The 25621-nt window shown below is 62.0% G+C and carries 22 protein-coding genes; 7 read left to right on the plus strand and 15 right to left on the minus strand.

The window, feature by feature from the left end:
- Positions 1-3: 3 nt before the first annotated feature.
- Genes RBB32_RS16690 through lptF form a run of 3 tightly spaced genes read right to left on the minus strand, consistent with a single transcriptional unit; the run spans position 4 to position 4420 of the window.
- Positions 4-2208, minus strand: a complete 2205-nt coding sequence (locus RBB32_RS16690) for an LPS-assembly protein LptD (RefSeq protein WP_306154348.1) — start codon at positions 2206-2208, stop codon at positions 4-6.
- The gene (gene lptG / locus RBB32_RS16695; protein ID WP_306154349.1) at positions 2208-3299 is read right to left on the minus strand and encodes an LPS export ABC transporter permease LptG; all 1092 of its coding nucleotides are present in this window, start codon (positions 3297-3299) and stop codon (positions 2208-2210) included. The genes RBB32_RS16690 and lptG overlap by 1 nt, the downstream gene beginning before the upstream one ends.
- The gene (gene lptF, locus RBB32_RS16700; protein ID WP_306154402.1) at positions 3296-4420 is read right to left on the minus strand and encodes an LPS export ABC transporter permease LptF; all 1125 of its coding nucleotides are present in this window, start codon (positions 4418-4420) and stop codon (positions 3296-3298) included. Before lptF ends, lptG begins: the two co-directional genes overlap by 4 nt.
- Positions 4421-4571: 151 nt before the next feature.
- On the opposite strand from lptF, the gene RBB32_RS16705 reads away from it, so the two are divergent.
- From RBB32_RS16705 to coaD, 3 genes are all read left to right on the plus strand, one after another.
- Complete coding sequence (locus RBB32_RS16705) at positions 4572-6041, plus strand: leucyl aminopeptidase (protein WP_306154350.1); 1470 nt, start codon at positions 4572-4574, stop codon at positions 6039-6041.
- Between the two features lie 4 nt (positions 6042-6045).
- Positions 6046-6504 (plus strand): DNA polymerase III subunit chi, encoded by a 459-nt coding sequence (locus RBB32_RS16710; RefSeq protein ID WP_306154351.1) that lies wholly within the window; start codon positions 6046-6048, stop codon positions 6502-6504.
- 92 nt (positions 6505-6596) lie between these two features.
- Complete coding sequence (coaD, locus tag RBB32_RS16715; RefSeq protein ID WP_306154352.1) at positions 6597-7088, plus strand: pantetheine-phosphate adenylyltransferase; 492 nt, start codon at positions 6597-6599, stop codon at positions 7086-7088.
- Positions 7089-7232: 144 nt separating this feature from the next.
- Here coaD and gap (RBB32_RS16720) read toward each other — a convergent pair whose 3' ends face one another.
- The 8 genes from gap (RBB32_RS16720) to RBB32_RS16755 form a co-directional block, all read right to left on the minus strand.
- On the minus strand, positions 7233-8294 hold the full coding sequence (gap, locus tag RBB32_RS16720) for a type I glyceraldehyde-3-phosphate dehydrogenase (protein WP_306154353.1): 1062 nt from the start codon (positions 8292-8294) through the stop codon (positions 7233-7235).
- Between the two features lie 115 nt (positions 8295-8409).
- On the minus strand, positions 8410-8553 hold the full coding sequence (locus RBB32_RS16725) for a hypothetical protein (RefSeq protein WP_306154354.1): 144 nt from the start codon (positions 8551-8553) through the stop codon (positions 8410-8412).
- A gap of 185 nt (positions 8554-8738) precedes the next feature.
- Positions 8739-9152 (minus strand): PepSY domain-containing protein, encoded by a 414-nt coding sequence (locus tag RBB32_RS16730; protein WP_306154355.1) that lies wholly within the window; start codon positions 9150-9152, stop codon positions 8739-8741.
- Between the two features lie 202 nt (positions 9153-9354).
- Positions 9355-10356: a type I glyceraldehyde-3-phosphate dehydrogenase gene (gap, locus tag RBB32_RS16735; protein WP_306154356.1), complete on the minus strand. Its 1002-nt coding sequence runs from the start codon at positions 10354-10356 to the stop codon at positions 9355-9357.
- Between the two features lie 213 nt (positions 10357-10569).
- Entirely contained in the window at positions 10570-11451 is an 882-nt protein-coding gene (gene sucD / locus RBB32_RS16740; RefSeq protein WP_306154357.1) for a succinate--CoA ligase subunit alpha, read from the minus strand.
- Positions 11451-12653 carry a malate--CoA ligase subunit beta gene (locus RBB32_RS16745; protein WP_306154403.1) on the minus strand — a complete coding sequence of 401 codons (1203 nt, stop codon included), beginning with the start codon at positions 12651-12653 and terminating at the stop codon, positions 11451-11453. The genes sucD and RBB32_RS16745 overlap by 1 nt, the downstream gene beginning before the upstream one ends.
- Complete coding sequence (locus tag RBB32_RS16750) at positions 12650-13594, minus strand: CoA ester lyase (protein ID WP_306154358.1); 945 nt, start codon at positions 13592-13594, stop codon at positions 12650-12652. Before RBB32_RS16750 ends, RBB32_RS16745 begins: the two co-directional genes overlap by 4 nt.
- 555 nt (positions 13595-14149) lie before the next feature.
- Positions 14150-15352 (minus strand): aminotransferase class V-fold PLP-dependent enzyme, encoded by a 1203-nt coding sequence (locus RBB32_RS16755; RefSeq protein ID WP_306154359.1) that lies wholly within the window; start codon positions 15350-15352, stop codon positions 14150-14152.
- 271 nt (positions 15353-15623) lie between these two features.
- Between RBB32_RS16755 and RBB32_RS16760 the strand changes: the two genes are divergently transcribed.
- A complete protein-coding gene (locus RBB32_RS16760; protein WP_306154360.1) occupies positions 15624-16265 on the plus strand; it encodes a response regulator transcription factor in 642 nt (213 codons plus the stop codon).
- 662 nt (positions 16266-16927) lie between these two features.
- Here the strand turns inward: RBB32_RS16760 and speB are convergent.
- The 3 genes from speB to RBB32_RS16775 form a co-directional block, all read right to left on the minus strand.
- Positions 16928-17884, minus strand: coding sequence for an agmatinase (gene speB / locus RBB32_RS16765; RefSeq protein ID WP_306154361.1), 957 nt, complete (start codon positions 17882-17884; stop codon positions 16928-16930).
- Positions 17881-18366: a hypothetical protein gene (locus RBB32_RS16770; RefSeq protein ID WP_306154362.1), complete on the minus strand. Its 486-nt coding sequence runs from the start codon at positions 18364-18366 to the stop codon at positions 17881-17883. Before RBB32_RS16770 ends, speB begins: the two co-directional genes overlap by 4 nt.
- Positions 18367-18547: 181 nt before the next feature.
- Complete coding sequence (locus RBB32_RS16775; protein WP_306154363.1) at positions 18548-19456, minus strand: ABC transporter permease; 909 nt, start codon at positions 19454-19456, stop codon at positions 18548-18550.
- A 356-nt stretch (positions 19457-19812) separates the two neighbouring features.
- Between RBB32_RS16775 and guaB the strand changes: the two genes are divergently transcribed.
- The 3 genes from guaB (at position 19813) to RBB32_RS16790 (ending at position 24876) form a co-directional block, all read left to right on the plus strand.
- Complete coding sequence (guaB, locus tag RBB32_RS16780) at positions 19813-21261, plus strand: IMP dehydrogenase (RefSeq protein WP_306154364.1); 1449 nt, start codon at positions 19813-19815, stop codon at positions 21259-21261.
- Between the two features lie 6 nt (positions 21262-21267).
- Positions 21268-22425, plus strand: coding sequence for an RsmB/NOP family class I SAM-dependent RNA methyltransferase (locus RBB32_RS16785; RefSeq protein WP_306154365.1), 1158 nt, complete (start codon positions 21268-21270; stop codon positions 22423-22425).
- Between the two features lie 99 nt (positions 22426-22524).
- A complete protein-coding gene (locus RBB32_RS16790; RefSeq protein WP_306154366.1) occupies positions 22525-24876 on the plus strand; it encodes an ATP-binding protein in 2352 nt (783 codons plus the stop codon).
- Positions 24877-24948: 72 nt separating this feature from the next.
- Here RBB32_RS16790 and RBB32_RS16795 read toward each other — a convergent pair whose 3' ends face one another.
- Entirely contained in the window at positions 24949-25590 is a 642-nt protein-coding gene (locus tag RBB32_RS16795; RefSeq protein WP_306154367.1) for a gamma-glutamyl kinase, read from the minus strand.
- Between the last annotated feature and the right edge of the window lie 31 nt (positions 25591-25621).

Below are 25621 nucleotides of genomic sequence, written 5' to 3' on the forward strand. Positions count from 1 at the left end.
AGGTCAGTTCCTGCATGTCCGGACGTAGCTTTTGTCTTGTGTTTTGGTGGTAAAGCCCCTGAGGCCGACGGTAAAGCTGATGTTCGTAGATGGGGTGAGGATAGTGGAAGAGGTGAAGCGGCGCGAGGCCGAAAGCGCGATATCGACACACTCGTTTGTGTAGTTCAGGCCAATACCCGCCCGCACCGAGCGATCCTGCGCCACATCGTAGCGCCAATCGGCGCTGCCGGTCCAGTGGCGCGACAGGCGGTGAGAGGCGTCGAAGGCCCATTCCGAGACGTTTCCGAACCTGTTTTCGCGCGGATCGTTGCGCAGCCAGATATAGGTGGCCCCAAGGTTGGTGCGGTCGGTTTGCCAACTGGCCCGGGCTTCGGCCTTGGTGGTGTCGAAGGCCCCGTCAAAGAGGCTTCGGGCGGTGAAGGTGAACCCGTTGTCGGTTTTGACCTGGCCGGCAAAGAGCACATCGGAAAATTTTTCATCGAGGCCCGAACTGGTGGTGAAGGTCTCTAGCCCGTTGATTTCAATCTGGGGGTCTTCGTGGATGACTTGCCCCACGGCAAATGAGGTTTGCCACCCGCTTGGGTCAAGGCGGGTCCAGCTAAGCCCGTAGGCCCCGGTCAGACCGCGTTCGCGGCGGTCCGGGGCGGTGAAGCGCGACATGGCAAAGAGGTTGCCCTCGTCGAACTCGATCCGGGTGCTTTCGTCGTTCGCGATCGCCGGGTTCGAGCCGCCGACCCATGCCAGTTGCATGATCGGTTCGATCACCTGGGTCGCGCCGCCGCGTTCGGTTTTCAGAAGCGGCCAGCGCAGCCGCAGCGCGGCGGAGGGCGCGGGTTCGGTCACTGCGGAGCGGCTGAGGCCGCCGGTTTGGGCGGTGTGGAAACTGTCGATGGCAAGCCCGGTTTGTACGCGGGCGCGAATGCCCCCCGGCAGGGTCCAGTTGCGCATCCAATCGGCACTGAGCGTCAGGCGGGTGACATCGCGGCCATCGGCCCAAGGGTCGATATCGGCGCCGTTGACGATCACCGAGGGCGAGTCGGTGAGGAGTGACGATGACCGGTAATGGCTATGAGCCATGGCGTTGAAGCGCAATTCTCCGCCAAGCCTGTCGGGGTGAAACCGGCGTTCATACTCGGCGTTGCCGACGATGGTGGGCAGGGTCGAGTTCGATTCGCCGGTGCGCAGCGAGTGGAAATGGGTCACTGCGCCGCGAATATATTCATCGCGCTTGACCCGCTCGACCGACAATTCGCTGTCCAGCCGGTCCTTGTCGGAGTAATTGTAATCCAGCAGATATGTATCGTCGCGCACCGCTTCGACGTCGAAATTCAGCGTGAAATCCCTTGGCAATTCAAAGGTGCCGCGCCCGAAAAGATAGGCCCGTGTGGAGCGCGGGCCGAAATCGTCGTCGGAGATCGCACCTTCGAATTCGATCCGGCCATTGCGGAATGCCTGTCTGTAGCGCGCCTCGAGCGTCACGGAGTTGGCAGAGAGAAACGGGGTGAGCGTCAGGTCCTTATGGTCGCCCATGCGGATGAAGTAAGGCACCCGCGCGCCAAAGCCCAGCCGGGTGGAATTGTGAAGCGAAGGAAACAGGAAACCGGTGGCCCGTTCCAGTGTCGGGTCGGGCAGGCGCAGGCGCGGCAAGTAGAACACCGGGACATCCAGGATCCGGAACTGCGCATCGTCGAAGTAGAGTTGCTTTTCCAGTTGATCGTGTATGACCCGCCGGGCGCGAATTTGCCAGATCGGCGGGCGCCCGGTTTCGCAGATCCGGCAGGAGGTGACCGAGGCCTTGTACATCTTGTTGTAGCGGCCATCGCGGCGGGCCATTGCATGGGCGGCCAGCTGCACGTGATTTTCCATGACGATGCGTGCGCCGCGCAGGATACCGTTTCGCATGTCGCGATCCAGTTCCGCAGAGTCGGCGAGGATCAGGGTGTTTTCACCCTCGTGCAGGGTGATGGGCCCTTTGATGATCAGGGTCTCGGAGCTTTGATCATAGGTTATTTCGCTGGCTTGCAGGCGACGGCCGTCATACATCGCCTCGACATTGCCATAGGCGGTCAGGCGGTCTTCGCCGTTGAGATAGACGTCGTCAGCGACCAGCATGGCGGGTGTGCCCGGCTCCTGTGCCCAAAGCGGGGGCGGGAGAAACAGGGCGCACAGGGTTACGGTCAGCAGTGTCAGGAGGCGGGCGAGGCGCATTATCCATCCTCCATATGCAGTAATATGCCCAGCGCAAGCAGCAGCGACGCAAGCGGTGGGGCCCAAGCCGCGAGCATGATCGGGATCTGACCGTTTTCGCCCAGTATCTGCGCGAAATTGCGAATGTAATGCAGGGTAAAGCCAAGCATGATCGCGGTCAGGACGGATATGCCGGTGTTGCTGACCCGGGTATGCCGCATGGTGAAGGCCGACGTCAGCATCACGAGGGCCACCAGGAACAGTGGGCTTGCCAGTTCCATTTGCAGCCAGACGGCATAGCGACGGGCGGAGAAGCCCGCGTCTTCCAATTGCTCGATGAAGGCGGGCAGATCCCAAAGCGAGATATATTCCGGCTTGCCGAAGCTATCGAGAATACGGTCCTGGGTCAGGGCCGAGGGGACCGTCAGGCTTGCCAGTTGGCGGGCCGAGGATTCAGGGTTGCCGTTTGTATCGAGTGTCCAGAGCTTGGCATTGCGCAACAGCCATTCGCCATCCTGCAGGAGCGCCGAGCGCGCGGAAATCCGGCGCAGCGGTGTGCCATCCGGGGCAAAGGCGATGAAGGTGGTATCGAATAGCGTGGTGACATCCGAACTGGCGCGCTCGGCATGGATCACGGTTTGGCCGGTGTCGCTGCCCTGGCGCAGCCAAAGCCCTTCGGATGAAATGGCCAGCACGCTGGACCCGCCGCCCATGTGACTGTTGACGAGATCGTTGTACCGTTTCGACGCGGCGGCGACGATCGGGTTGAACATGGTGATCGCCACCAGCCCGATCAGGAACGCCACGGTAACCGGCGCCGCCAAGGCGCGCAGGGCCGAACGCCCGGTGGCCCGCACGACAACCAGTTCGGAACTGCGCGCAAGCCGCAGGAAAAGGGCGACGGTGGCAAGGATCAGAACCAGCGGCAGGATCTCGTAATTGGCGTGCGGCAGGTTGAGGGCCACGATTTCGGCCACCTGCAAGAAAGGAAGGTCCGGAAAATCCTGAAGCTCGTCGACAAGGTCGATGAGGGCGAGCAGCAGGATGAAGACACCGAAGATGCCAAGGAAGGTCCAGAGGAACTTGCGTGCGAAGTAGCCGTGCAGGATCATGGCGCGCCCTCGATCCTGTGACGTTTCCAGGGGGTAAGGCGGCGGGCGAGGCCCGGATTGGCGGCGAGGTGCAGCAGCCCGGCGGTTGTCGCGAGGCCAAGGACTGCAGGTGCATAAAGAAGCGGCCATGCTTTGGAGCTTGCCAGGACGGTTCCCGACAGCGCGCCTTCGACCATCTTGATCAGCACTAGCAAGAGGAACGCGGTCACGATCTGCCACCAGACGCCAAAGCGGCTGTAGGTGCCGACCAGCAGCGTGGCAAAGCCGATGAGGGCCGCAACGATGCACATGATGGCCTGTGTAAAGCGGTTGTGCACCTCGTAGTTGACTTGGGCGACGGTCACGCCGGTGCGCTCTGCCACTGCGCCGGGGTCGGTGAGCATGTCGAGGGTGGCGGCGAAACCGACCTTGTCGAGGTTGATCTCGTCGCGGGAAATCAGGCTGGAGATATCATAGGAAAAATCATCGAAATGCGTGGTGAAAAGCCTGTTGCCATCGGTGCGCACAACCTGTGCCAGCCCGTCGACCATGACAAGCTTGGTGCCGCCGCCCTGGTGCACAAGATAGGCTTGCGAGGAGGTATAGGTCACCGGGCGCTCCTCGTTTCGGCGGTCCGAGAGAAAGACATCGCGCAATTCCCCTTCGGGGGTGATGTCGCGGATATAGAAGGTGATGCCGGGGGCGGGGTGCAGGAATTCCCCTTCGGTCAGCAATTTCGCGGTGATGTTCTGACTGACCTCGGCCTGTCGCAGGCGCAGTTGGCTGAGACTGGAGGGGACAAGCAGGTGGGTCAGCAGGGACATCATAAGGGCGATCATGCAGCCAAAGAACAGGACCGGCCGGATCAGTCGCCAGGGCGAATAGCCGGTGGCCTGCATGACGGTCAATTCGCTTTCGGTACTGAGCCGGTTCGTGACATAAACGGTCGCCGCGAAGGCCGCGATCGGCAGGACAATGCCGATCACCCCCGGCAGTGTCAGTGCCGTGAACTCCAGAAAGACCCAGGCGGGTTGTCCATCGCCGATGAGTCGGTCGAACATGCGCACCGCCTTGTTGATCCAGAAGATCGACACCAAAACAAGCGCAAAGAACCCGAACAACACCATGAATTGCGACAGCATATACCTGTCGAATCTGGTCACATTTCCCCCCGAGGCAGCAGTCTTGAAGGTCAACTTATCGGAATTGAGCGCGGGGGAAAACTGCTAACTGGCCAAGGCGCATGTTCCGCGCTAGGACTTGGGGCCAAAGCAGATAAGGGAGCCCCAAGGGATGACGACACCGGTTGCAGTGACTTTCAAGGAAACCGACAATGATAGCATCGCCGAGGCCGAGGGCCGGGTCGCGGTGATCGTGACCCCGGATGGCAAGCTGGACATGTCCGCGCGGCGGGTGAACCGCCTGACCAAAGGGGCCTTGAAGCGCCTGATCGAAAGCGAGGCCTGGGGCAAGATGAAGCCCGGGCAGGTCAAAACATTGGCGATGCCCGTGGGCATGGCCGCCGAGGCCTTGGACGTGGTCTGTTTGCCGCGTCCTGCCAGCGTGGAAGAGGCGCGCAAGGCGGGCGTGGCGCTTGGTAAGCTCAAGGGGGACGCGGCCTTGTTGCTTCTGGCCGGGCCGCTCCGCCGGGTGGCGGAACTGGCGCTTGGCGTGGCCCTGCGGGCCTATGCCTTCACCGCGCGCAAGACCGCGCCGGTCGAGGAGGCCGGTGCCGTGACCGTGATGACCAACACCCCCGAGGGGGGCGAGGCCGATTTCATCCCGCTGCGGGCCGTGGCGGAAGGCGTGTTTTTTACCCGTGATCTGGTCAGCGAACCGGCCAATTACCTGACCACCAGCGAGTTCGCCGCCCGCATCGAGGCGCTGTCGGACACGGGGCTGAAGATCAGGGTGTTGGACGAGGCGGAGATGGAAAAGCTGGGCATGGGGGCGCTGTTGAGTGTGGGCCATGGCAGCGCAAGCCCCTCGAAACTGGCGATCATGGAGTGGAATGGCGGCGAAAAGGGTGCCGCCCCCTTGGCGCTTGTCGGAAAGGGCGTTGTCTTTGACACCGGGGGCATCAGCCTCAAGCCCGCGGCGGGCATGGAGGACATGACCATGGATATGGGCGGCGCGGGCGTTGTCTGCGGCGTGATGAAAACGCTGGCCCTGCGCGGGGCAAAGGCCAATGTCGTTGGCCTTGTGGGCCTTGTGGAAAACATGCCCTCGGACCGCGCGACGCGGCCCGGGGATGTGGTGACCTCGATGAAGGGTGACACGATCGAGGTGATCAATACCGATGCCGAGGGGCGCTTGGTGCTGGCCGATGTGCTGTGGTACGCGCAGGAGCATTACAAACCGGCGGCGATCGTCGATCTGGCCACCCTGACCGGGGCGATCATCATCGGCTTGGGCCATGAAAACGCAGGTGTTTTCAGCAACAACGACAAATTCGCCGGGCATTTCGCCAAGGCCGCCGAGGCCGAGGGCGAAGGCGCGTGGCGCATGCCCATGGGGCAGGCCTATGACGATATGCTCAAGTCCGACATTGCCGATATGAAGAACGTGGGCGGGCGGCCCGCCGGGTCGATCACCGCCGCACAGTTCTTGCAGCGTTTCGTCAAGGACGACGTGCCGTGGATGCATCTGGACATCGCCGGTGTGGCCAGCGTGAAATCCGATACCACCTATGCGCCGAAAGGGGCCTCGGGCTGGGGTGTCATGGCGCTGAACCGCTTGGTGGCGGATCGCTACGAGGGCTGAGGCCATGGGCGCGGCCTATTTCTATCACCTGACGCGCAAGCCCTTGGAGGTGACCCTGCCCATGCTGCTGGAAAAGGCACGCGGGGCAGGGTGGCGCGTGGTGGTGCGCGGGCGTGAGGCCGCGCGGATGGATTGGCTGGATGAAAAATTGTGGTTGGGGCCGGAGGACGGGTTCCTGCCGCATGGCCGGGCCGGCCAGCCGCATGAGGCCGAGCAGCCGGTTTTGCTGACCACGGAAGAGGCCATGCCAAATGGGGCGGTGTGCCTGATGGCCGTGGACGGGGCCGGGGTGACGGCCGAGGAAGTACAGGCGCTTGAGCGGGTCTGTGTCCTTTTCGACGGCAATGACGAAGCCGCCGTACAGGTGGCGCGCGGACAGTGGAAGACGCTGACCGGTGCAGGGTGCCATGCGCAATATTGGTCCGAAGCCTCGGGCCGATGGGAGAAGATGGCCGAAACCTGAGGCGCGGATTGCCGCAAACCCCGGCCAGTTGCTTGCATTCTGCGGCGCAATATTGTTGCGTGGGCTGCAAAACAGATCACGGAGCCACCCCCATGCGCATTGGCCTATATCCCGGTACTTTCGATCCCATCACGTTGGGGCATGTCGACATCATTCGCCGTGCTGCGGTTCTGGTGGACCGGCTGGTGATCGGGGTGGCCATCAACCGGGACAAGGGCCCTTTGTTCTCGCTGGAGGAGCGGGTCGATCTGATCGAGGCTGAGTGCAAGAAGCTGAGTGAGCAGACCGGTACCGAGATCGTGGCGCATCCTTTCGAGAACCTGCTGATTGACTGCGCCCATGATGTTGGGGCGCAGCTGATCGTGCGCGGCCTGCGGGCGGTCACGGATTTCGAATATGAATTCCAGATGGTGGGCATGAACCGCGCGCTTGATAGCAGTGTCGAGACGGTGTTCCTGATGGCGGATGCCAATCATCAGGCGATTGCCAGCAAACTGGTCAAGGAAATCGCCCGGCTGGGCGGTGATGTGAGCAAGTTCGTCACCCCGGAGGTGCGGGCGCAACTGGTGGAAAAATTCCGCTAAGCGGGGCGCTCATTGCTGGCGCTTTTCGCGCGGCAGGCCGGGAGACCTGAGCGAGCGCGGGGCGGAGGCGTTGTTTGGGTATTTGGGCCAAGAAAAAGCATGGCGCGCGGTGAGGGTGGGCCGCGCTTGGCGGCCCGGTTCCCGTTAGGCGTATTCCGGTGCGCGGGTGGGTTTATCTGCCGTGCTGCCCGTGGTGGTGGGGCGTAGCAGTTTGCCCATGGCGGCCGCCGTATCGGCCATCCGGTTCGAAAAGCCCCATTCGTTGTCGTACCAGCTTAGGATGCGGCACATGGTGCCATCCTCCATCACCCGGGTTTGATCGGTGGCAAAGACCGAACTGGCCGGGTTGTGGTTGAAATCCGACGAGACAAGTTCGCGCCCGGTGAGGTCCAGCACCCCGGCCAGCGGGCCTTGCGCGGCTTGGGCAATGATCTGGTTTATTTCCTCTGCAGTGGTTTCGCGCCCGGCCTCGAAAGTCAGGTCAACCGCGCTGACGTTGGGGGTGGGAACGCGGATCGCGGTGCCATCGAGCTTGCCCGCCAGTTCCGGCAGTACAAGGCCCACGGCGCGGGCCGCCCCGGTTGTGGTGGGGATCATGTTGAGCGCGGCGGCGCGGGCGCGGTAAAGATCCTTGTGCGCGGTGTCCAACGTGGGTTGGTCGCCCGTGTAGCTGTGCACGGTGGTCATGAAACCACGCTTGATGCCAATGGCATCGTGCAGGGCCTTGGCCACGGGGGCGAGGCAGTTGGTGGTGCAGGATGCATTTGACACGATCAGGTCGTCGGCGGTCAGCTGGTCGTGATTCACGCCAAAAACCACGGTGCGATCGGCCCCTTTGGAGGGGGCCGAGACCAAGACACGCTTGGCCCCGTTTTCCAGGTGGATCGCGGCCTTGTCGCGGTCGGTGAAAATGCCGGTGCATTCCATCACGATATCCACGTCCTGCCAAGGGAGTTGCGCCGGATCGCGCAGGGCGGTGACGCGGATCGGGCCATGGCCTACGTCGATGCTGTTGTCGGTGGTGGTCACGGGCGCGGGGAAGCGGCCGTGCACGGAGTCGAATTCCAGAAGATGGGCATTGGTTTCAACCGGGGCAAGGTCATTGATGGCCACGACCTGTAGGTCGGTCCGGCCGGATTCCACGATGGCGCGCAGCACGTTTCGACCGATGCGCCCAAAGCCGTTGATGGCGATTCTGACAGTCATTGCAGGTGTCCTTTTTGCGATAAGCCAATATTAAGTTAGCGCTAACATTGCGGCAGACGCTACGCGACCCGAGGGGCCTCTGTCAATGATGTGGGAATTGCGGAGGGGGGGCGGCTTAGCGCCAGAAGGCCATCCATTCGATCAGGTCGGTGAACTTGCGCGCGACAAACAGGGTATTCGACCAATCGAACATTGCCGCATCCACACCCAGCGCGATCATGATCAGCAATCCAAGCCCGATGGATGTGGTGTTCGTCATAGTGCCGCTGCCTTTGAGATCCGGAATGCCGCCCCTAGATGCCAGAGCCTGCGGCGTAAGTCACGCGGGTTGCGGTTGCCAGCGGCGAAAAACGCCTTGGCGCCCCGTATAGGACAGGGCCCCGTTTCCGGGGGCCTGTCGTTTCCTTGTGCCGCTCGGGGGCGGGCAGGCGCGCGCGGGACGCGTTAATCGTCGATCTCGGTTTTCACGACGGTAAGGTCTTTCCCGAGGTCGATTTCGTAACGAACCCCGTCTTTGATCGCGTTGGCCTCGTAATACATGCTGTCGTCCATCTCGACCTTTTGCACGTCGTAGCCCTGTTCGGCCAGAAGGGTGGTGATATGGTCCATGTTGGCGATTTCGCTTTCCATGATGGCCAAATCCCGATCCAGATTAAACTCGTACCGGACCCCGTTCTTGATCGCGTCGACCTCGTACATGCCGTCATCCATTTCGATCTTCCGCAGATCATAGCCTTTTTCGGTCATCCGGGTTTCGATCTGGTCGGCTTTCGAGGGGTCGATTCTCATGTAATCGTCCGAGGCATGCGCAACGGTGCCTGCGGCGATGGCGAGGGTAAGGGCGATTATGCGTGTCATGTGGCTGTCCTTTGCAGTGTGGTTGAGACGCGGCCAGCGTGGCCTGCGTTGGCAAGGGACATGACGGCAAAGGGCGGGGCGGGCCATTGGCCAAAAGTTCATTGCGACGCTTTATAACCGGGGTTTATGGGGGAAGGTCGCAAAAGAAACCCCCGGATGCGGTAGGCATCCGGGGGCAATGTTTTGAAATAAGGCGCTTTGCTTAACCAAGGCGGCCCATGGCCACGGCCACGTCGGCCATCCGGCACGAAAAGCCCCATTCGTTGTCGTACCATGCCAGCACGCGCACAAGCCGACCGCCGGTGACCTTGGTCTGGTCGGGTGCGAAGATCGAGCTTTCCTCGGTGTGGTTGAAATCGACGCTGACCTTGGGTTCGGGGTCATAGCCCAGAACGCCTTTCATCGGGCCTGCGGCGGCCTCGGCGACGACTGCGTTCACGTCGGCCTCGGTGACGTCTTTCTTGGCGATAAAGGTCAGGTCCACCGCCGAGACATTCGGGGTGGGGACGCGGATGGCCGAGCCGTCAAGCTTGCCCTTCAGGCCGGGCAGCACCTCGCCCAGTGCCTTGGCGGCCCCTGTGGAGGTGGGGATCATCGACATGGCCGCGGCGCGGGCGCGGTAGAGGTCATTGTGGCGGCGGTCCAAGGTGGGCTGATCGCCGGTATAGGCGTGGATCGTGGTCATGATGCCCGATTCGATACCGATGCCTTCGTCCAGTGCCTTGGCCACCGGCGCAAGGCAGTTGGTTGTGCATGAGCCGTTCGAGATCATTTTCTCGCTGGCTTGCAATTCGGCATCGTTGACGCCGTAAACCACGGTGCGGTCTACGTTCTTGCCGGGTGCCGAAAGCAGGACTTTGCCAGCGCCGCGTTCCAGGTGTGCCTTGGCTTTTTCGCCGTCATTGAATTTGCCGGTACATTCCAGAACCACGTCGACGCCGGACCAGTCCAGTGCGTCCATGTCGTAGGTCGAAAACATCTCCATCGGGCCACGGCCCAGATCCATTGTGCCATCGCCAAGCGTGATTTCATTGGGAAAGCGGCCATGGACGCTGTCGTATTTGATCAGGTGCGCGGCGGTCTCCAAAGGGCCTGTGGCATTGACCTTGACGACCTTGATGTCGTTGCGGGTGCTGGTAGCGATATGGGCGAGGGTGCAACGGCCGATACGGCCGAATCCGTTGATCCCGACGGTGATCGTCATTGGGTGTCTCCTGCATGCGTGAAGTTGCAGGCGGTATAGACGCCGTGGCCTTCTGCGGGAAGGTGCAAATGCGGAGTTTTTGACCGAATTCCAACATGTTAGCGATAACCGTTATCGCAAACCCGACCGCTTCTCAAAAGATTGCGCTAACGCGCGTGGGCACTGTGCGACTCAGTTCAGACAGGGGCCCGGGGCGGCCCCTGTCTTGATTGGTCAAGCGTCCATCTTGGCGACGGTCTCGCCAAAGGTCGAAGGGGTGGGGACGATGGTAACGCCCGCGTCCTTGAGGATCTCCACCTTTTCCTGTGCGGATTCCCCGAAGGCCGAAACAATGGCGCCCGCGTGGCCCATCCGGCGGCCCTTGGGGGCCGAGAGGCCCGCGATATAGGCGGCCACGGGTTTGGTCATGTGGTCGCGGATGTATTCCGCGGCTTCGGCTTCCTGCGGGCCGCCGATTTCGCCGACCATGACCACGGCGTCGGTCTCGGGGTCGTTCTCGAACAGTTCAAGGATGTCGCGGAAACTGGAGCCATTGATCGGATCGCCGCCGATACCGATGGAGGAGGACACGCCGATGCCCTTGGCCTTCATCTGGCTTGCAGCCTCATAACCAAGGGTGCCCGAGCGTCCGACAATACCCACCCGGCCGGGCATGTAGATCGAGGGTGGCATAAGCCCGGCAAAGCCCTGTCCGGGGGTGATGATGCCCGCGCAGTTGGGTCCGATCAGGCGCATGCGCCTGTCGGCCTTGTAGCGGCGCATGTAGCGCTTGACGTGGATCATGTCCTGCGCGGGGATGCCATCGGCGATGCAGACGCAGGTTTTGATGCCCGCATCTGCCGCTTCCATGATCGCGTCGGCGGCGAAGGGCGGGGGCACGAAGCTGACCACCATGTCGGCCCCGGTTTCGGCCACGGCCCCCTTGACGGTGTTGAAGACCGGCAGATCGAGGTGCTTTGTCCCCCCCTTGCCGGGGGTCACCCCGCCCACCACGTTGGTGCCGTGCTTGATCATGTCCTGTGCGTGAAAACTGCCGATGCGACCAGTAAAGCCGGTGACGAGGACCTTTGTCTCGCTGTCGATGAGAATTGCCATTACGAGGCCTCCTTGAGGGATGCGATTTTCCAAGCGCCGACGACTTCCTCGGCGGCTTCGGCAAGGGTTTCCGTGGCGATGACGTTGACGGTGCTTTCGGCGAGGATTTTCTGGCCTTCCTCGACGTTCGTGCCCGAAAGCCGAACCACGACGGGAATTTTCAGGTCGAGTTCTTCCATGGCGCGGATCACGCCCTCGGCCACCCAGTCGCAGCGGTTGATGCCTGCGAAGATGTTGACGAGGATCGCCTCGACCTTGGGGTCATTCAGCACCGCCTTGAAGGACATCAATACGCGGTCGGGGCTGGCCCCGCCGCCCACGTCAAGGAAATTGGCGGGCTCGCCCCCGGCCATCTTGATCATGTCGAGCGTGGCCATGGCGAGGCCCGCACCGTTGACGATGCAGCCGATCTGCCCATCGAGGCCGATGTAGCTGAGGCCGCGATCCTCGGCGTAGGTTTCGCGCGGGTCTTCCTGGCTTTTGTCGCGCAGTTCCGAGATGTCGGGACGGCGGAAAAGGGCGTTGTCATCGAAGCTGAGCTTGGCGTCGAGGGCGACGATTTCGCCCGCTTGGGTGACAACCATCGGGTTGATCTCGACCATGTTGGCGTCCATCTCGCGCATCAGGCGGTAACAGCCCATGATCGTCTTGACGGCCTGTGGGATCAGCGCAGGGTCGAGGCCAAGCGAGAAGGCGATTTCGCGCGCTTGAAAGGCCTGCATGCCGACCGCCGGGTCGACGACCGAGCGGATGATCGACTCGGGCTCTTGTTCGGAAATCTCTTCGATTTCCATGCCGCCTTGGGCCGAGGCCACGACGACGACGCGCTCAAGCTTGCGGTCCATCACGAAGCCAAGGTAAATCTCTTGCGCGATGTTGGTGGCCTCTTCGACATAGAGGCGGCTGACCAGTTTGCCTTGGGGGCCGGTCTGCTGGGTCACGAGCCTGCGGCCCAGCATCCATTGGGCGGCATCGGCGACCTCCTGTTCGTTCGAACAGATGCGCACACCACCGGCTTTGCCGCGGGCACCGGAATGGATCTGTGCCTTGACCACCCAGCGTTCGCCCGACAGTTCGCTACAGCGGTAAACGGCCTGTTCGGGGCTGTAGGCGATGCCGCCGCGCGGCACCTGTACGCCGAAGCGTTTGAGCAGGTCCTTGGCTTGGTATTCGTGGATATCCATTTGATTTTCCTCCCTTATCCGTGCTGTGCCTTGATGGCGTCATCCACGGCGATCACGTTGTTGGCCATGCGTTCGGAGGCCGCGTCGACCATCTTGCCGTCAAGGCTGGCGGCCCCCTTGCCTTCGGCTTCGGCCTTCTTGAGTTCCTCGATGATGCGGCGGGCGCGGGTGACTTCGGCCTCGGGCGGCGAGAAGACATCGTTGGCCAGGTCGATCTGGCTGGGATGGATGGCCCATTTGCCTTCGATGCCAAGGGCGGCGGCGCGCTTGGCGGAGGCGGTATAGGCGTCGGGATCGTTGAAATCACCGAAGGGGCCGTCGATCGCGCGCAACCCGTAGGCGCGGCAGGCGACGGTCATGCGCGACAGGGCGAAATGCCATTGATCGCCCGGGTAGTCGGGGTTCAACCCGCCGATGACGACGGTGCGGGCGCGGTTGGAGGCGGCGTAGTCGGCCACGCCGAAATGCAGTGCCTCAAGGCGGCCGGGGGTGGCGGCAATCGCCTCGACATTGGCCATGCCGAGAGCGGTTTCAATCAGGGCTTCAAGCCCGATTTTATGAGTGAATCCCATGGCTTCTTCGATCTGCGAGACCATGGTTTCGACGGTGTAGAGGTCCGAGGGCACACCCACCTTGGGCACGAGGATGGTATCCAAATGCTGGCCCGCTTGTTCCAGAATTTCGACCACGTCGCGGTACATGTAATGGGTATCAAGGCCGTTGATACGGATCGAGACGGTCTTGCCCTTGGCTTTCCAGTCGATGTCGTTGAGGGCCTGAATGATATTGGCGCGGGCGTTCACCTTGTCGGGGGGGGCAACGGCGTCTTCGAGATCGAAGAAAATGTAATCCACATTGCTGTCGGCGGCTTTCTCGATCATCGAGGGATTCGAGCCGGGCACGGCCAGCTCGGAGCGCTGAAGCCGTTGTTTTTTAAGGGGATAGAGGGTGTAGCTCATGTGGCATTCCTTTGGCTGATGTTGAGATCAGCTTGGCCGGAACGGGGGCTTGGGGACACTTTCGCATGGGTGGCAAAGCGTGCCGGGGGATGGGCTGCGGGCCTGAACGGGTAGGGGTGCACTACCCACCCAAAGGCAGACGGGATGCCGATGCACACACTTGCCGCAGTGCAGAGAAGTCTAGGGAAAACAATTGCTTATGATCGGAAACTTATCTGGCGCAACGCGGATCGCAGGATTGCCTCCCCATGGGGGATAACGGGGTGCCTGCGCGTGGCAGGGCCTGTCGTGGGGCCTGTACAAAACGTACAGAACGTACGTGAGTTTTGTACGGTTTGGGCGCAACCGCTCATCAGCCCTCACGGGCTTCGTCGCGGGGGCCAGGGAGTGAAGCTTTGATCAGGCCGAAACCGAGGGCGCCTTGCCGGGGTAAAAAGAGTTGCCCGGCGATGGCAAGCAGCGGGCCGCCCCCGGTGAGACCCGGTGGTGACGTATTGTGAATGCGCAGCTTGCGGTGGTTTCTGTCCGGCCCCGGCGATGCGGGGCCGGGAAGGTTCAGGCGGCTTGGCTTTGCGCTTGGCGGGCGTCGGGCGTTGTGGCGCGGAACGTTTCCGAGGCGGCGGCAAGGCCGGAGCCGGGTTCGACCGCTGCGCCGCAGTCGCGCAGCGCCATTTCGGCTGCCGAAATCGCCCCGCAGAGCATAACGGCATTCATCGAACCGATATGGCCGATGCGGAAGGCGCGACCGGCAAGGATATTCAACCCTGAGCCGAGCGAGGTTTGGTACTTGTAATAGGCGGTAGAGATCACCTCGCGGGCGTCGATGCCTTCGGGGGCATAGATCGCCGAGACCGTATCGGAATAGCGGGCCGGATCGCGGGCCACCAGATCACAGTCATCCCATGCGCCCACGGCGGCGCGCACGCCCTGGGCAAGGCGCGCATGGCGGGCCCATGTGCTTTCCATCCCGGCCTCAAGCAGCATGTCGAGCGACACGCGCAACCCGCGCAGGAGTTGCGTGGCCGGTGTATAGGGGAAATAGCCGGTGTCGTTGAGGGCGATCATATCGGCAAAGCCAAAGTAGCTGCGCGGCATGGTGGCGGTTTTGCTGGCCTCAAGCGCCTTGTCGGAAACCCCGAGAAAGCCAAGGCCCGCAGGCATCATGAAGCCCTTTTGCGAGCCCGCGACGGCGAGATCGACGCCCCATTTCTCCATTTCGAATTCGATGGAAGCGATGGAACTGACCCCATCGACGAAAAGAAGGGCGGGATGGCCTGCCTCATCCAGTGCTGCGCGAAGCGCGGCGATGTCGGAGGTGACGCCGGTGGCGGTTTCATTATGGGTGGCGAAGACCGCCTTGATCTGGTGGCCGGTGTCGGCCTTGAGGCGTTCGGCATAGACCTCGACCGGCAGGGCGTTGCCCCAGTCGGTATCGCACAGGTCAACCTCCAGCCCGAGGCGATCGGCCATTTCGGCCCAGAGCAGCGAGAATTGCCCAAAGCGCGACATCAGCACGCGGTCGCCGGGGTTAAGCGTGTTGGTGATCGCCGCCTCCCATGCGCCGGTGCCGGAGGAGGGGAAGATGAAGACCCGGCCATTTTCCAGCCGAAAGACGCGTCTGATGTCGGTCAGGATGCCATCGACGAAGCCGCCGAAATCGGGGGCGCGCATGTCTTCCATGGGAATGTTCATCGCTTGGCGGACGGGTTCGGGCACATTGGTGGGGCCGGGGACGAAAAGATGTTGATAGCCGTGCATGGGTCGGTCTCCTGTCAGGTTTGGCTATGTATCGACGCCGCGGCCCCGGCGCGAAACGCCCGAGTGAATACCCATGGTGAGCGGCTGGCGGGGGGTGACCCCTAACGGGTAGGGCGGCCCCACCCGGTTGAGTGAAAGCGCACGAAGGCATGCCGTTGCATACCGGAAAATCCTTATAAATCACCGGTTTAGGGTGCTTTTTTGTCGCAATTCGCAACGTGGGAATTGCCCTGTCTTGGTGTACACTTTCCGGATGGAGGAGACCAAGATCATGACGGCGACGCCTGTTGACAGTGTCGCGAGAGATGCCCCGCAGGTGATCGTTGCAGATAGGCAGGTGATCGTTTGTCAGGGCATTGGATCGCTTGTATCGCAGATACCCGAGGTGACTTTGGGGGCTTTTGCCACGGATAAGGCAAGCCTCAGGAAACTGTTGTCGGGGGCCGAAGGCGTGTCGATCCTGATCCTGGGGGTGCGGCTGGCGGATGGGGATTTGACCCATGTGCTGGATATGGTGCGCAAGGATTATCCGCAGGTCATGGTGGTTGTCGTCGCTGAGGACAGCGAGTTCGCCTTTATCCGCACCGCGATCAAGCAGGGTGCCAATTCGGTTTGCATGATGAGCCAGATCCTGACCAGCCTGCCGAAGATTCTGGGTAAGCTGGTGGAGGGGCATTCGATCGTGCCGACGGAGATTCTCAAGCGGCTGACCTCGGAGAACACCGATGCGCTGTCGCGGCGCGAGCATGAGATATTGGCGCTTTTGGTGGATGGGTTGACCAATTTCCAGATTTCCGCGCGGCTGGGCCTGAGCGAGAACACGGTGAAATATTACCTCAAGGCGATTTACCAGAAGCTGGACGTGAATTCGCGCGGGGCGGCGATTGCCAAGTACGTGGCCGGGAATTACTGACGGGAGCAAGAACGCCTATGTCACCTCGCCTGTGCAGCGGTCGACTTGGGTTGAGGTTCGGCATTGTCTTGGGCATCGAACAGACGCGCTGTTGAACGGCAGCTTTGCGCAGGGGATAGCTGGTGCAAAGTTGGGCTCAGTTCCGCAAAGCCGCCGTTCGTACAGCTTGCGGCGAATGCCGGATGGGAGCCCTTGTTTAAGATTCGATCGCGAAGCTCCCGCGCGGAATCAAGGCGCGGCACGCGCCGCCGCGCATCGCCGGGCCGTCCCTCGGCACGGCGATTGGGCTAGTAAGGGCACAAGGCTTAAAGGTCACGCGCCAGTGGCCGGGATAAAGTGAACTGTTCAAAGGTTAGATCGCCGCACCACGGCCCGCCGATGCGCGGCTAGTGCAATCTCCGCTTCGTCCCGCACTTGGGTCGCTTGGATCAACCAACATGACTGTTCGGTCTGACTGTCCTCATCGCCTCTAGCTGGGTCCGCCGCGGGATGATCGCCGCACCTGGCCGTTTCCCCCTAAAGCGTTTCGCGAAAAACCTGAATCACAGATTTTCGCGAAACGCAGTGCTCCGCTCAATCGTTGCACGCGTTCCGCCTTTCGATGATGCATCAGGTTAAAGGCGGAACGCTTTAGGCAGTGGCTTGACAGCGGTAGCGGCTGTTCAATGCCCCCGCGCGAGGAAGACGAAGCCCAGAACGTTCAGCAAAAGCTGGGCTGCGAGGATGGAGGTTGATCCCGTGGGGTCGTAATCGGGGGCAACCTCGACGAGGTCGAGGCCCACCACCTCGTGATTTTGGGCGACCTCTTGCAGGACTTCCAGCACCTCGTAGTAAAGAAAGCCGCCGTGGCTGGGCGTGCCGGTGCCGGGGGCGATGGAGGGGCAGAAGGCGTCGATATCGATGGTGACATAGACGCGGGCGCCCTTGGGGATGCGGTTTGCGGTGGCCTGCGGCCCCAAGGCGCGCATTTGCCGGACCGAAAGGATATCCGAGCCGCGGGCGCGGGCGTCGTCATAGCCGTCCTTGGCGGTGGAGCTGACGTTTCGGATGCCCAGTTGGGTGAGGCCGGTGACGTAAGGTTTTTCGGCGGCGCGGCGCATCGGGTTACCGTGGCCGTGGCGGACGCCGTGGCGTTCATCGACGAAATCGAGATGCGCGTCGATTTGCAGGATGTGGATATCGCCCTGATTGTCGAAAGCATTGATGCAGGGGATATTGACCGAGTGATCGCCGCCGATGGTGACGGGCAGGGCGCCTGCATTCAGGATGGCGCGCAGGCCCTTTTCGATATTGGCGTGGGAGGTCTTGGTATCGGTGTGGATGATATCGGCGTCGCCGATATCGACCATGCGAACCGAGCCGGGCAGGTAGGTCGCGTCATCCTCGTGATCATAGGCACCGGCATGGCCGAAGCTGAAAAGGGTGGAGGCCTCGCGTACGCCGCGCGGGCCGAAGCGCGCGCCCGGGCGCCATTGGGTGCCCGCATCGAAGGGCGCGCCAAGGATGGCGATATCGGCATCGATCAGCGACCAGTCGGAAACATAGGAGCGTTTGCCGAAGGTCGGGATGCCGACGAAGGGCAGGTCGAGCCGTCCGGTTTCGTATCCGTGTTTGGTCATTGTCCGGTCTCCTGTCGCCAGAGGTTGAAATCGGCTTCGGTGGTCAGGGGCCGGGCGCAGAAGCTCAGGTTGTCCTGGAAGGTTCTGACGCAGTGATCCGACAGGCGCTCGGCCATCCGGCCATTGAGCGCCGCCGTGCCCTGGTTGGGGAGAAACAGGGTGAGAACCTCGCCACTTGGAAGGGTGGCGCGCAGGGCCTTGCCGTGCCGAGAGGTTATCACGTCGCTGCGGCAGGCCCCGGTGAAGGTGAAATCGCTTTCGCTGCTGAAGGTGCAGAGCGCCACGCCCGCGATGCAATCGGTGGCGCCGGGGCCGCAATCGGCCAGTTGCGTGAGGCAGGCCTCATCGCCATCGCAGGCGGCCTCGGCCAGGGCTATGGGCCAGCCGGAGGCGTAGTAGCCTTCGGGGGTGTCGGCCAAGGCGGGCGGGGCGGCGAGGGAGAGGGCCATGGCGAGGCCTTTTGCCAAGGTGGGTTTGGTCATACGGTCCTCCGGGCGTTACGCTGTTGTGACGAGTTGGAGCCGGAACGAGGCCCCGGGTCAAGCCCGGGGCATGGTGGCCACGCGGTTTAGCTTGGTTTTTGTGTGAGGTCTTGGGGGATATCGGGCTTGCGGGACGAAGCTGCCGTCGCCGCAGGCTGGGCGAGTGTCCGCTTTATAAGTTCTACCGCTGAAGGTCCCAGACAGGTCCATGTGTTCTGATACTCGGGACCAATTTGCGCCCCGTACGTCTCAACACATAGTCGATCAATATGAAGACCGACAATACCAGCGGGATCACGATCACAAATGGAACTACGGGACTAAGGTCTCCAAATGTTATGAGGTGGACGTTTTCAGGGAAAAACCGTCCCAAAGAAGCGTGTGGCGGCTGAATTCCCAGACCCAAAAAAGAAAGAGTAAAGTCCACCAGTATCGCTGCGTTAAAGATAATCCCAACCATCGCCGCGAGAAAAGCACGTTCCCGCCGCATGACCTTGCCCGTAACGCGAAACCATAACAACACTGAACCTGATTTCGATGCGGTATGTGCGCTTTCGAGCGCCGTTGCCATGGTTTCGCTGCTGCAGAAGCGAAAAACACGTCCAGAAAACGGTATGGTCATTGCTAAGATTAAGCTCAGGCTGGAAGGAGTGTACCACAACGCTCCAAAGAACAATCCCCAGAACAATGCAGGCAGTGTGGAGAATGCATGCGCAAGCACGAAGAGCGCATTTTTCGCCCATCCACCAAGCAACATGGCGGTGACGCTCGCAAAAAGTCCAATGGTGATCGAAAGCAAGGCTGTCGCCGACGCAATCCAGACTAGGTTTCTGAGGCCATAGGTCAATCTTGAAAGGTTATCTCGGCCCAGTTTATCAGTTCCCAACAAGAACTTTTCATCCGCAGATGAAAACGCCGGTGCGACACCTACGTTCGGATCAAATGGCGCAACAATGGGAGCGAAGGCAGATACGAATAACGCGCACGAAAGAATGAATAACCCGATTATCGCGCCAAAACGTGACGGGCGTTTGATACTGCTTGGATTTGGCGCAAAAGCTGAAACCGGTTTTTCGACGAAAAAATGCATCGTTCAAATACTTTCACTATTAAGTTTTGGTAGGTGCAAGCCCCGAGATTCCCACGAAGAGTGAGCTTCGACGCTACTACATCCATTGGTTGGCGATAACCGCCATTCTTACAATACGTAACATCGGTCAAAGTGGGCGCAAACCCGCCCTGCGCCGTAAAGGTCTAGTACGCCCATCAGCGCCGGGCGGTTTGGGCATTGGCCACATGCCAAGGCGACGGGGCAGGTAGGGCGCGCGCCTGCATTTCCCTGCCCATCTGCGACCTCTGCGCGCTGTGGCGACAATCGCCCCTTTCCATTCACGCCGTCCCATGTAATAGGGAAGCGCCAAACGATCCCGGCCAAGGAGTGAGCTGATGGAGATTCGTGAGGCCCTGACCTTCGATGATGTTCTTTTGGTACCTGCCAAGTCCAGTGTGCTGCCAAATACGGCGGATACGCGGACGCGTGTGACGAAAAGCATTGATCTGAACATTCCCCTGCTCAGTTCGGCCATGGATACGGTGACCGAAAGCCGCATGGCGATCTGCATGGCGCAGACCGGCGGCATGGGCGTGGTCCACCGCAACCTGACCGTGGAAGAGCAGGCCCGCGAGGTGCGCCGGGTGAAGCGCTTTGAAAGCGGGATCGTCTATAACCCGGTGACCCTGACACCCGACCAGACGCTGGCCGATGCCAAGGCGTTGATCGAGCGGTACAACTTTACCGGCTTCCCGGTGGTGGATGACAAGGGCCACGTGGTGGGGATCGTGACCAACCGCGATATGCGCTTTGCCTCGTCGGATGACACGCCGGTGCATGTGATGATGACCAGCGAGAACCTTGCCATACTGCGCGAACCGGCGGATCGGGAGGAAGCCAAGGATTTGATGCGCGCGCGGCGGATCGAGAAGCTTCTGGTGACGGACAAGGCGGGTAAGCTGACCGGTCTGCTGACGTTGAAGGATACCGAGCAGGCCGTGGTCAACCCGACGGCCTGCAAGGATGAGTTGGGCCGGTTGCGGGTTGCCGCGGCTTCGACCGTGGGGGACGCGGGGTTCGAGCGTACTCAGGCCTTGGTGGATGCGGGCGTTGATATGGTGGTGATCGACACCGCGCATGGCCATTCCGAAGGGGTTGCCGCCGCCGTTGAGCGCGCCAAGGCGCTGTCGAACGAGGTGCAGGTCGTGGCCGGGAACGTGGCCACGGCGGAGGCGACCAAGGCGCTGATCGGGGCCGGTGCCGATGCCATCAAGGTGGGTATCGGCCCGGGCAGTATCTGCACGACGCGCATGGTGGCCGGTGTCGGCGTGCCGCAACTGACCGCGATCATGGATTGTGCGGCGGCGGCGGGCGATGTGCCGGTGATTGCCGATGGGGGCATCAAGTTCTCGGGCGATTTTGCCAAGGCGATTGCCGCCGGGGCGTCTTGCGCCATGGTGGGCAGCATGCTGGCCGGTACCGACGAGTCGCCCGGCGACATGATCCTGTATCAGGGCCGCAGCTTTAAGGCCTATCGCGGGATGGGCAGTCTTGGCGCCATGGCGCGCGGCAGTGCCGACCGCTATTTCCAGAAGGACGCGGCCAGTGACAAGCTGGTGCCGGAAGGGATCGAGGGGCAAGTGCCTTACAAGGGGGCCGCTGGCAACGTGATCCACCAATTGGTGGGCGGTTTGCGCGCCGCCATGGGCTATACCGGCTGTGGTACGGTGGACGAGATGCGCAAGGGCTGTGATTTCGTGCGGATCACCAACGCGGGCCTTAGCGAAAGCCATGTGCACGATGTGCAGATCACCAATGAAAGCCCCAATTACCGCCGTGGATAAGCGCCGGTGACCCCCGGCGCACGGGTGCAGGCCGCGGCCGAGATTCTGGACGAGATCCTTGGCGGTGTGGCGGCCGAGAAGGCCTTGACCGGCTGGGCGCGGCGGTCGCGCTTTGCCGGGTCCAAGGACCGTGCGGCGGTGCGCGATCATGTCTTTCAGGCGCTGCGCTGTCGGCGGTCCTATGCTTGTCTTGGTGGGGCGCAGACGGGCCGGGCGTTGATGCTTGGGGCCTTGCGGGCCGAGGGGCGTGATCCTGCGGAGGTGTTTACCGGGGAGGGGCACGCGCCAAGCGCCTTGAGCGAAGCGGAGCGCGCCGCGGGGCACGTGCCCGAGGCTTTGGGCGATCGCTTTGATCTGTCCGATTGGATGATCCCCTGTTTCGAGGGCGCGCTTGGCGAGGCCTGGGGCGATACGGCGAAGGCCCTGACAGAGCGCGCACCGGTGGTATTGCGGGTGAACCTGCGCAAGGCCACGGGCGCGTCGGCCATGGCGGCCTTGGCCGAAGAGGGCGTTGACGCCACGCCTGCCGAGATATCAGGGACCGCCCTTATGGTGCATGAGGGCGCGCGGCGGGTGGCCGGATCGCGGGCCTATCGCGAGGGATTGGTCGAATTGCAGGACGGGTCGAGCCAGGCCGCGATGGAACGGCTGGCCGTGCCCAAGGGGGCCCGTGTTCTGGATTATTGCGCCGGGGGCGGCGGCAAAACGCTGGCCATGGCGGCAAGTGCCGAGGCACGGTGGTTTGCCCATGACGCGGCCCCGCAACGGATGCGCGACCTGCCCGCCCGGGCCGGGCGGGCGGGGGTGAACGTCACGCTTTTGAAGGGGGCTGCGGGCACCGGGCCTTACGATCTTGTGCTGTGCGATGTGCCCTGTTCGGGCAGCGGCACATGGCGGCGGACGCCGGATGCCAAGTGGCGGCTGACGCCCGAAGGATTGGCCGGATTGACCAAGACACAGGCCGGAATCTTGGACGAGGCGGCGGCGCTTGTGGCCGATGGTGGGCGGCTGGCTTATGCGACGTGTTCGGTGTTTCGCGAAGAAAACGAAGCGCAAGTGTCGGAATTCCTGTCGCGCAATCCCGCATGGCGGACCGAGGGGCAGTACCGTTGGCCCGTGTCGGCGCAGGGGGATGGCTTTTTTCTGGCAATTCTTGCGCGATAGGGCGGTTGAAAAACAACCTTTACGATAGCCGTGCATGCATTAATCTGTGTTTAAGGTTTTTCCCCCACAAGGAGAGACCTGCGACAACGGAATGCGACGGTGACGTTTTCAAGTTTCACAACCACGCCCGTTCGGCGGGCAAGGACCGAATTGCAGGCCCGCGTGCCCTTGATCTTGGCCGCGGCGGCGGTGTTTGCCCTGTCGGCCCTGTTGTACCAAGGGGCGCAGGAGCGCCTGATTTTCGCATTTGTCGCGGCGACCTTGGCCTTGACGGCCGGGGGCGTGATCTTGGGCAACTGGATCGCCGGGCGCATCGGCCAGGCGCGTAAGCGGGACCTGGCGATGCTGTTGGGCAAGGATTCCGCGCCGCTTATCCTGACCGGGCACGATGGCCGGGTGATCTATGCCAACGAGGCCGCCTGTACCGGTTTTCGCTGTGACGGGGAGGGCACGCTGGCCGGGATGCTGCAGGGCGTTTTGGCCAATCCGGGCCCCGTTCTTTTCCGCATGAAAACCCGTGCCAAGGCCAAGGCGACGGCCAGTGAGGATATCCTGACGCAGGGCGGGCTTTTGCGGCTTCACGTGCACGATGCCGGGGCGGAGAGTTTCCTGTGGCGCATCGAACAGGCCTCGGAACAGGCCCGCGGCGGGACAGGGGAACTTCCGCTGCCGATGCTGACGGTCGGGCGCAACGATGCGATCTTGTTCATGAACAATGCCGCGCGCGCCCTTGTGGGGGAACGCGTCAGATCGCTCGATCGGGTTTGCCCGCGTCTTCCCTTGCGCTCGGGGCAGGTGAACGAGATCAGCACCCGCGAAGGTCTTGTGCCCTGTCTGGCGGTCGAATTGGAGGGCACCGCGGGCCGGCGCGAGATTTTCCTTCTGTCGGATATCGCTGCGACCGAGCGCGGCCCCGAAGGATGGGAATTCGTGGATGAATTGCCGGTGCCATTGCTGAAGGTGCGGCGCACCGGTGAAATCCAGTTGTCCAACGCGCCGGCGCGCGCCCTTCTGGGGGTGGACAGCTGCACCGGTGTTGAACTGGGCGAGATCGTCGAGGGGCTGGGCCGTTCGCTACGCGATTGGCTGGAGGAGGCCGCGTCGGGGCGCGGTGCCCAGCACAGCGAGGTTCTCAAGGTCAAAAGCCAGACGCAGGAAACCTATGTTCAGGTCACGCTTAACCGGCTGACCGAGGCGGGCGAAACCGTTCTGGTGGCGGTATTGAACGATGCCACCAAGCTTAAATCGCTTGAGGCGCAATTCGTGCAAAGCCAGAAGATGCAGGCGATCGGGCAATTGGCGGGCGGTGTGGCGCATGACTTCAACAACCTGCTGACGGCGATCAGCGGCCATTGTGACCTGCTTTTGGCCCGCCACGATGAGGGCGACGAGGATTTCAGCGACCTCATGCAGATCAATCAGAACGCCAATCGCGCCGCAGCGCTTGTTGGCCAGCTTTTGGCCTATTCACGCAAGCAGACCCTGCAGCCTGAGCAACTTGATCTGCGCGAGGTGCTGTCGGACCTGACCCATCTTCTGGGCCGTTTGGTCGGCGAGAAGATCACGCTGGATGTCAGCCACGATCCGCAACTGTGGCAGACCCGCGCGGACAAGCGGCAACTGGAACAGGTGTTGATGAACCTTGTTGTCAACGCGCGCGATGCCATGCCCGATGGCGGTACCATCCAGATCGGGACGGAAAACCTGACGCTGGAAACGCCCTGGCATCGCGACCGGGCCGTGGTGGCGCCGGGCCGCTACGTCAAGGTTTCGGTACGTGACGATGGCGTGGGTATCGCGCCGGACAAGCTGCAAAAGGTGTTCGAGCCGTTCTTTACCACCAAGCGCACCGGCGAGGGGACGGGCCTTGGCCTGTCGACCGCCTATGGCATCATCAAGCAGACCGGCGGATTCATCTTTGCCGATAGCACGCCGGGGGAGGGGACCTGTTTCATGCTGGTGCTGCCTGCATGGGAGCCAGCGGCCAAGAGCGTTGCGATCGACCCGCCGAGCGATGACGCGCCGCAGTTTCAAAAATGCGGTGTTGTCCTGCTGGTCGAGGACGAAGCCCCGGTGCGCGCCTTTGCCAGCCGCGCTTTGCAAATGCGCGGGTTCACCGTAGTCGAAGCCGATTCCGGCGAAGCGGCGCTGGAGATTTTGCAAGATGAGACCACCCGGATCGACGTTTTCGTGACCGATGTGATCATGCCGGGGCTGGATGGGCCCGGCTGGGTGCATAAAGCCATTGAGACGCGGCCCGAAACACGGGTGGTTTTTATGTCTGGCTATGCCAAGGACTCCTTTGGCGACGTGCAGGCGGATATTCCCAATTCGACCTTCCTGCCCAAGCCGTTTTCGTTAAACGAGTTGACCGAAACGGTTCAGCGGCAAATGCCCCTGGAAAGCCCGGCGCCGGGGGCCGCGGCTGCCGAAGGGAATTCCGACCAGTGAAGGGGTTTCCGCGGCTGAACGACGCCAAGCCGCGCGATTGTGGCGCCGGGTCGGGTCATACCGTCAGGATGATCAGGCTTTCGATGGATCCCAGACCTCGATCGGGGAATAATGCCCGGCCTCGCCGATACCGTCCCAAAGCGCGAATTCATGCGCGCATTTGCGGCGCAGCCGCTTTTCGACGCCCGGCGATAGTTCGGGCGCGCCGGGGGGCGATTCGTTGAGGCGCCTGGTTTCAAAGCTGTGTCCCAGACGGTCCGCGAGGAAAGTGTGCAACCCGTCCTGATCTTCGTAGCGGAAAAGGTGCGTGGCGCGGGTGCCGTTGTTGCACGGCTCGACGAATTTGGCCTGCGAGCCCACTTCGGCAAAAGGCGGGCGTTTGCCCTGCATGTAGGCAAGGGCGAAGTCATCGAAGCTGATGTCGTGCGTGGCGTTCCTGGCGCCTTCCATGCCGGGGCGCTGGCGGTATCTGTACCAGCTTCCGAGCCAGTCGATGGGGTCGCGGATCACGGCCAGAACGTCGAACCCTTCGCCGCAGAATTTCTCAAGCGCGGGCCGGAAGAATCGGTTGTAGCGAAAGACCGGCGCGTGCTTGAGTTCGGGCGGATTGCGCACCACCATGTCGGCCATGGGGGCAAGCGCGGCCTGATAGGCGGTGGTGCCGGTCTTGGGCACCGACAGGAACACCAGCTTGGCTTGGGCAAATACGAGCATTTTGAGCCTTCTACAGGAATTTTCGAGGTGA

The sequence above is a fragment of the Roseovarius sp. MMSF_3281 genome, assembly GCF_030733685.1.
Classification (GTDB): Bacteria; Pseudomonadota; Alphaproteobacteria; order Rhodobacterales; family Rhodobacteraceae; genus Roseovarius.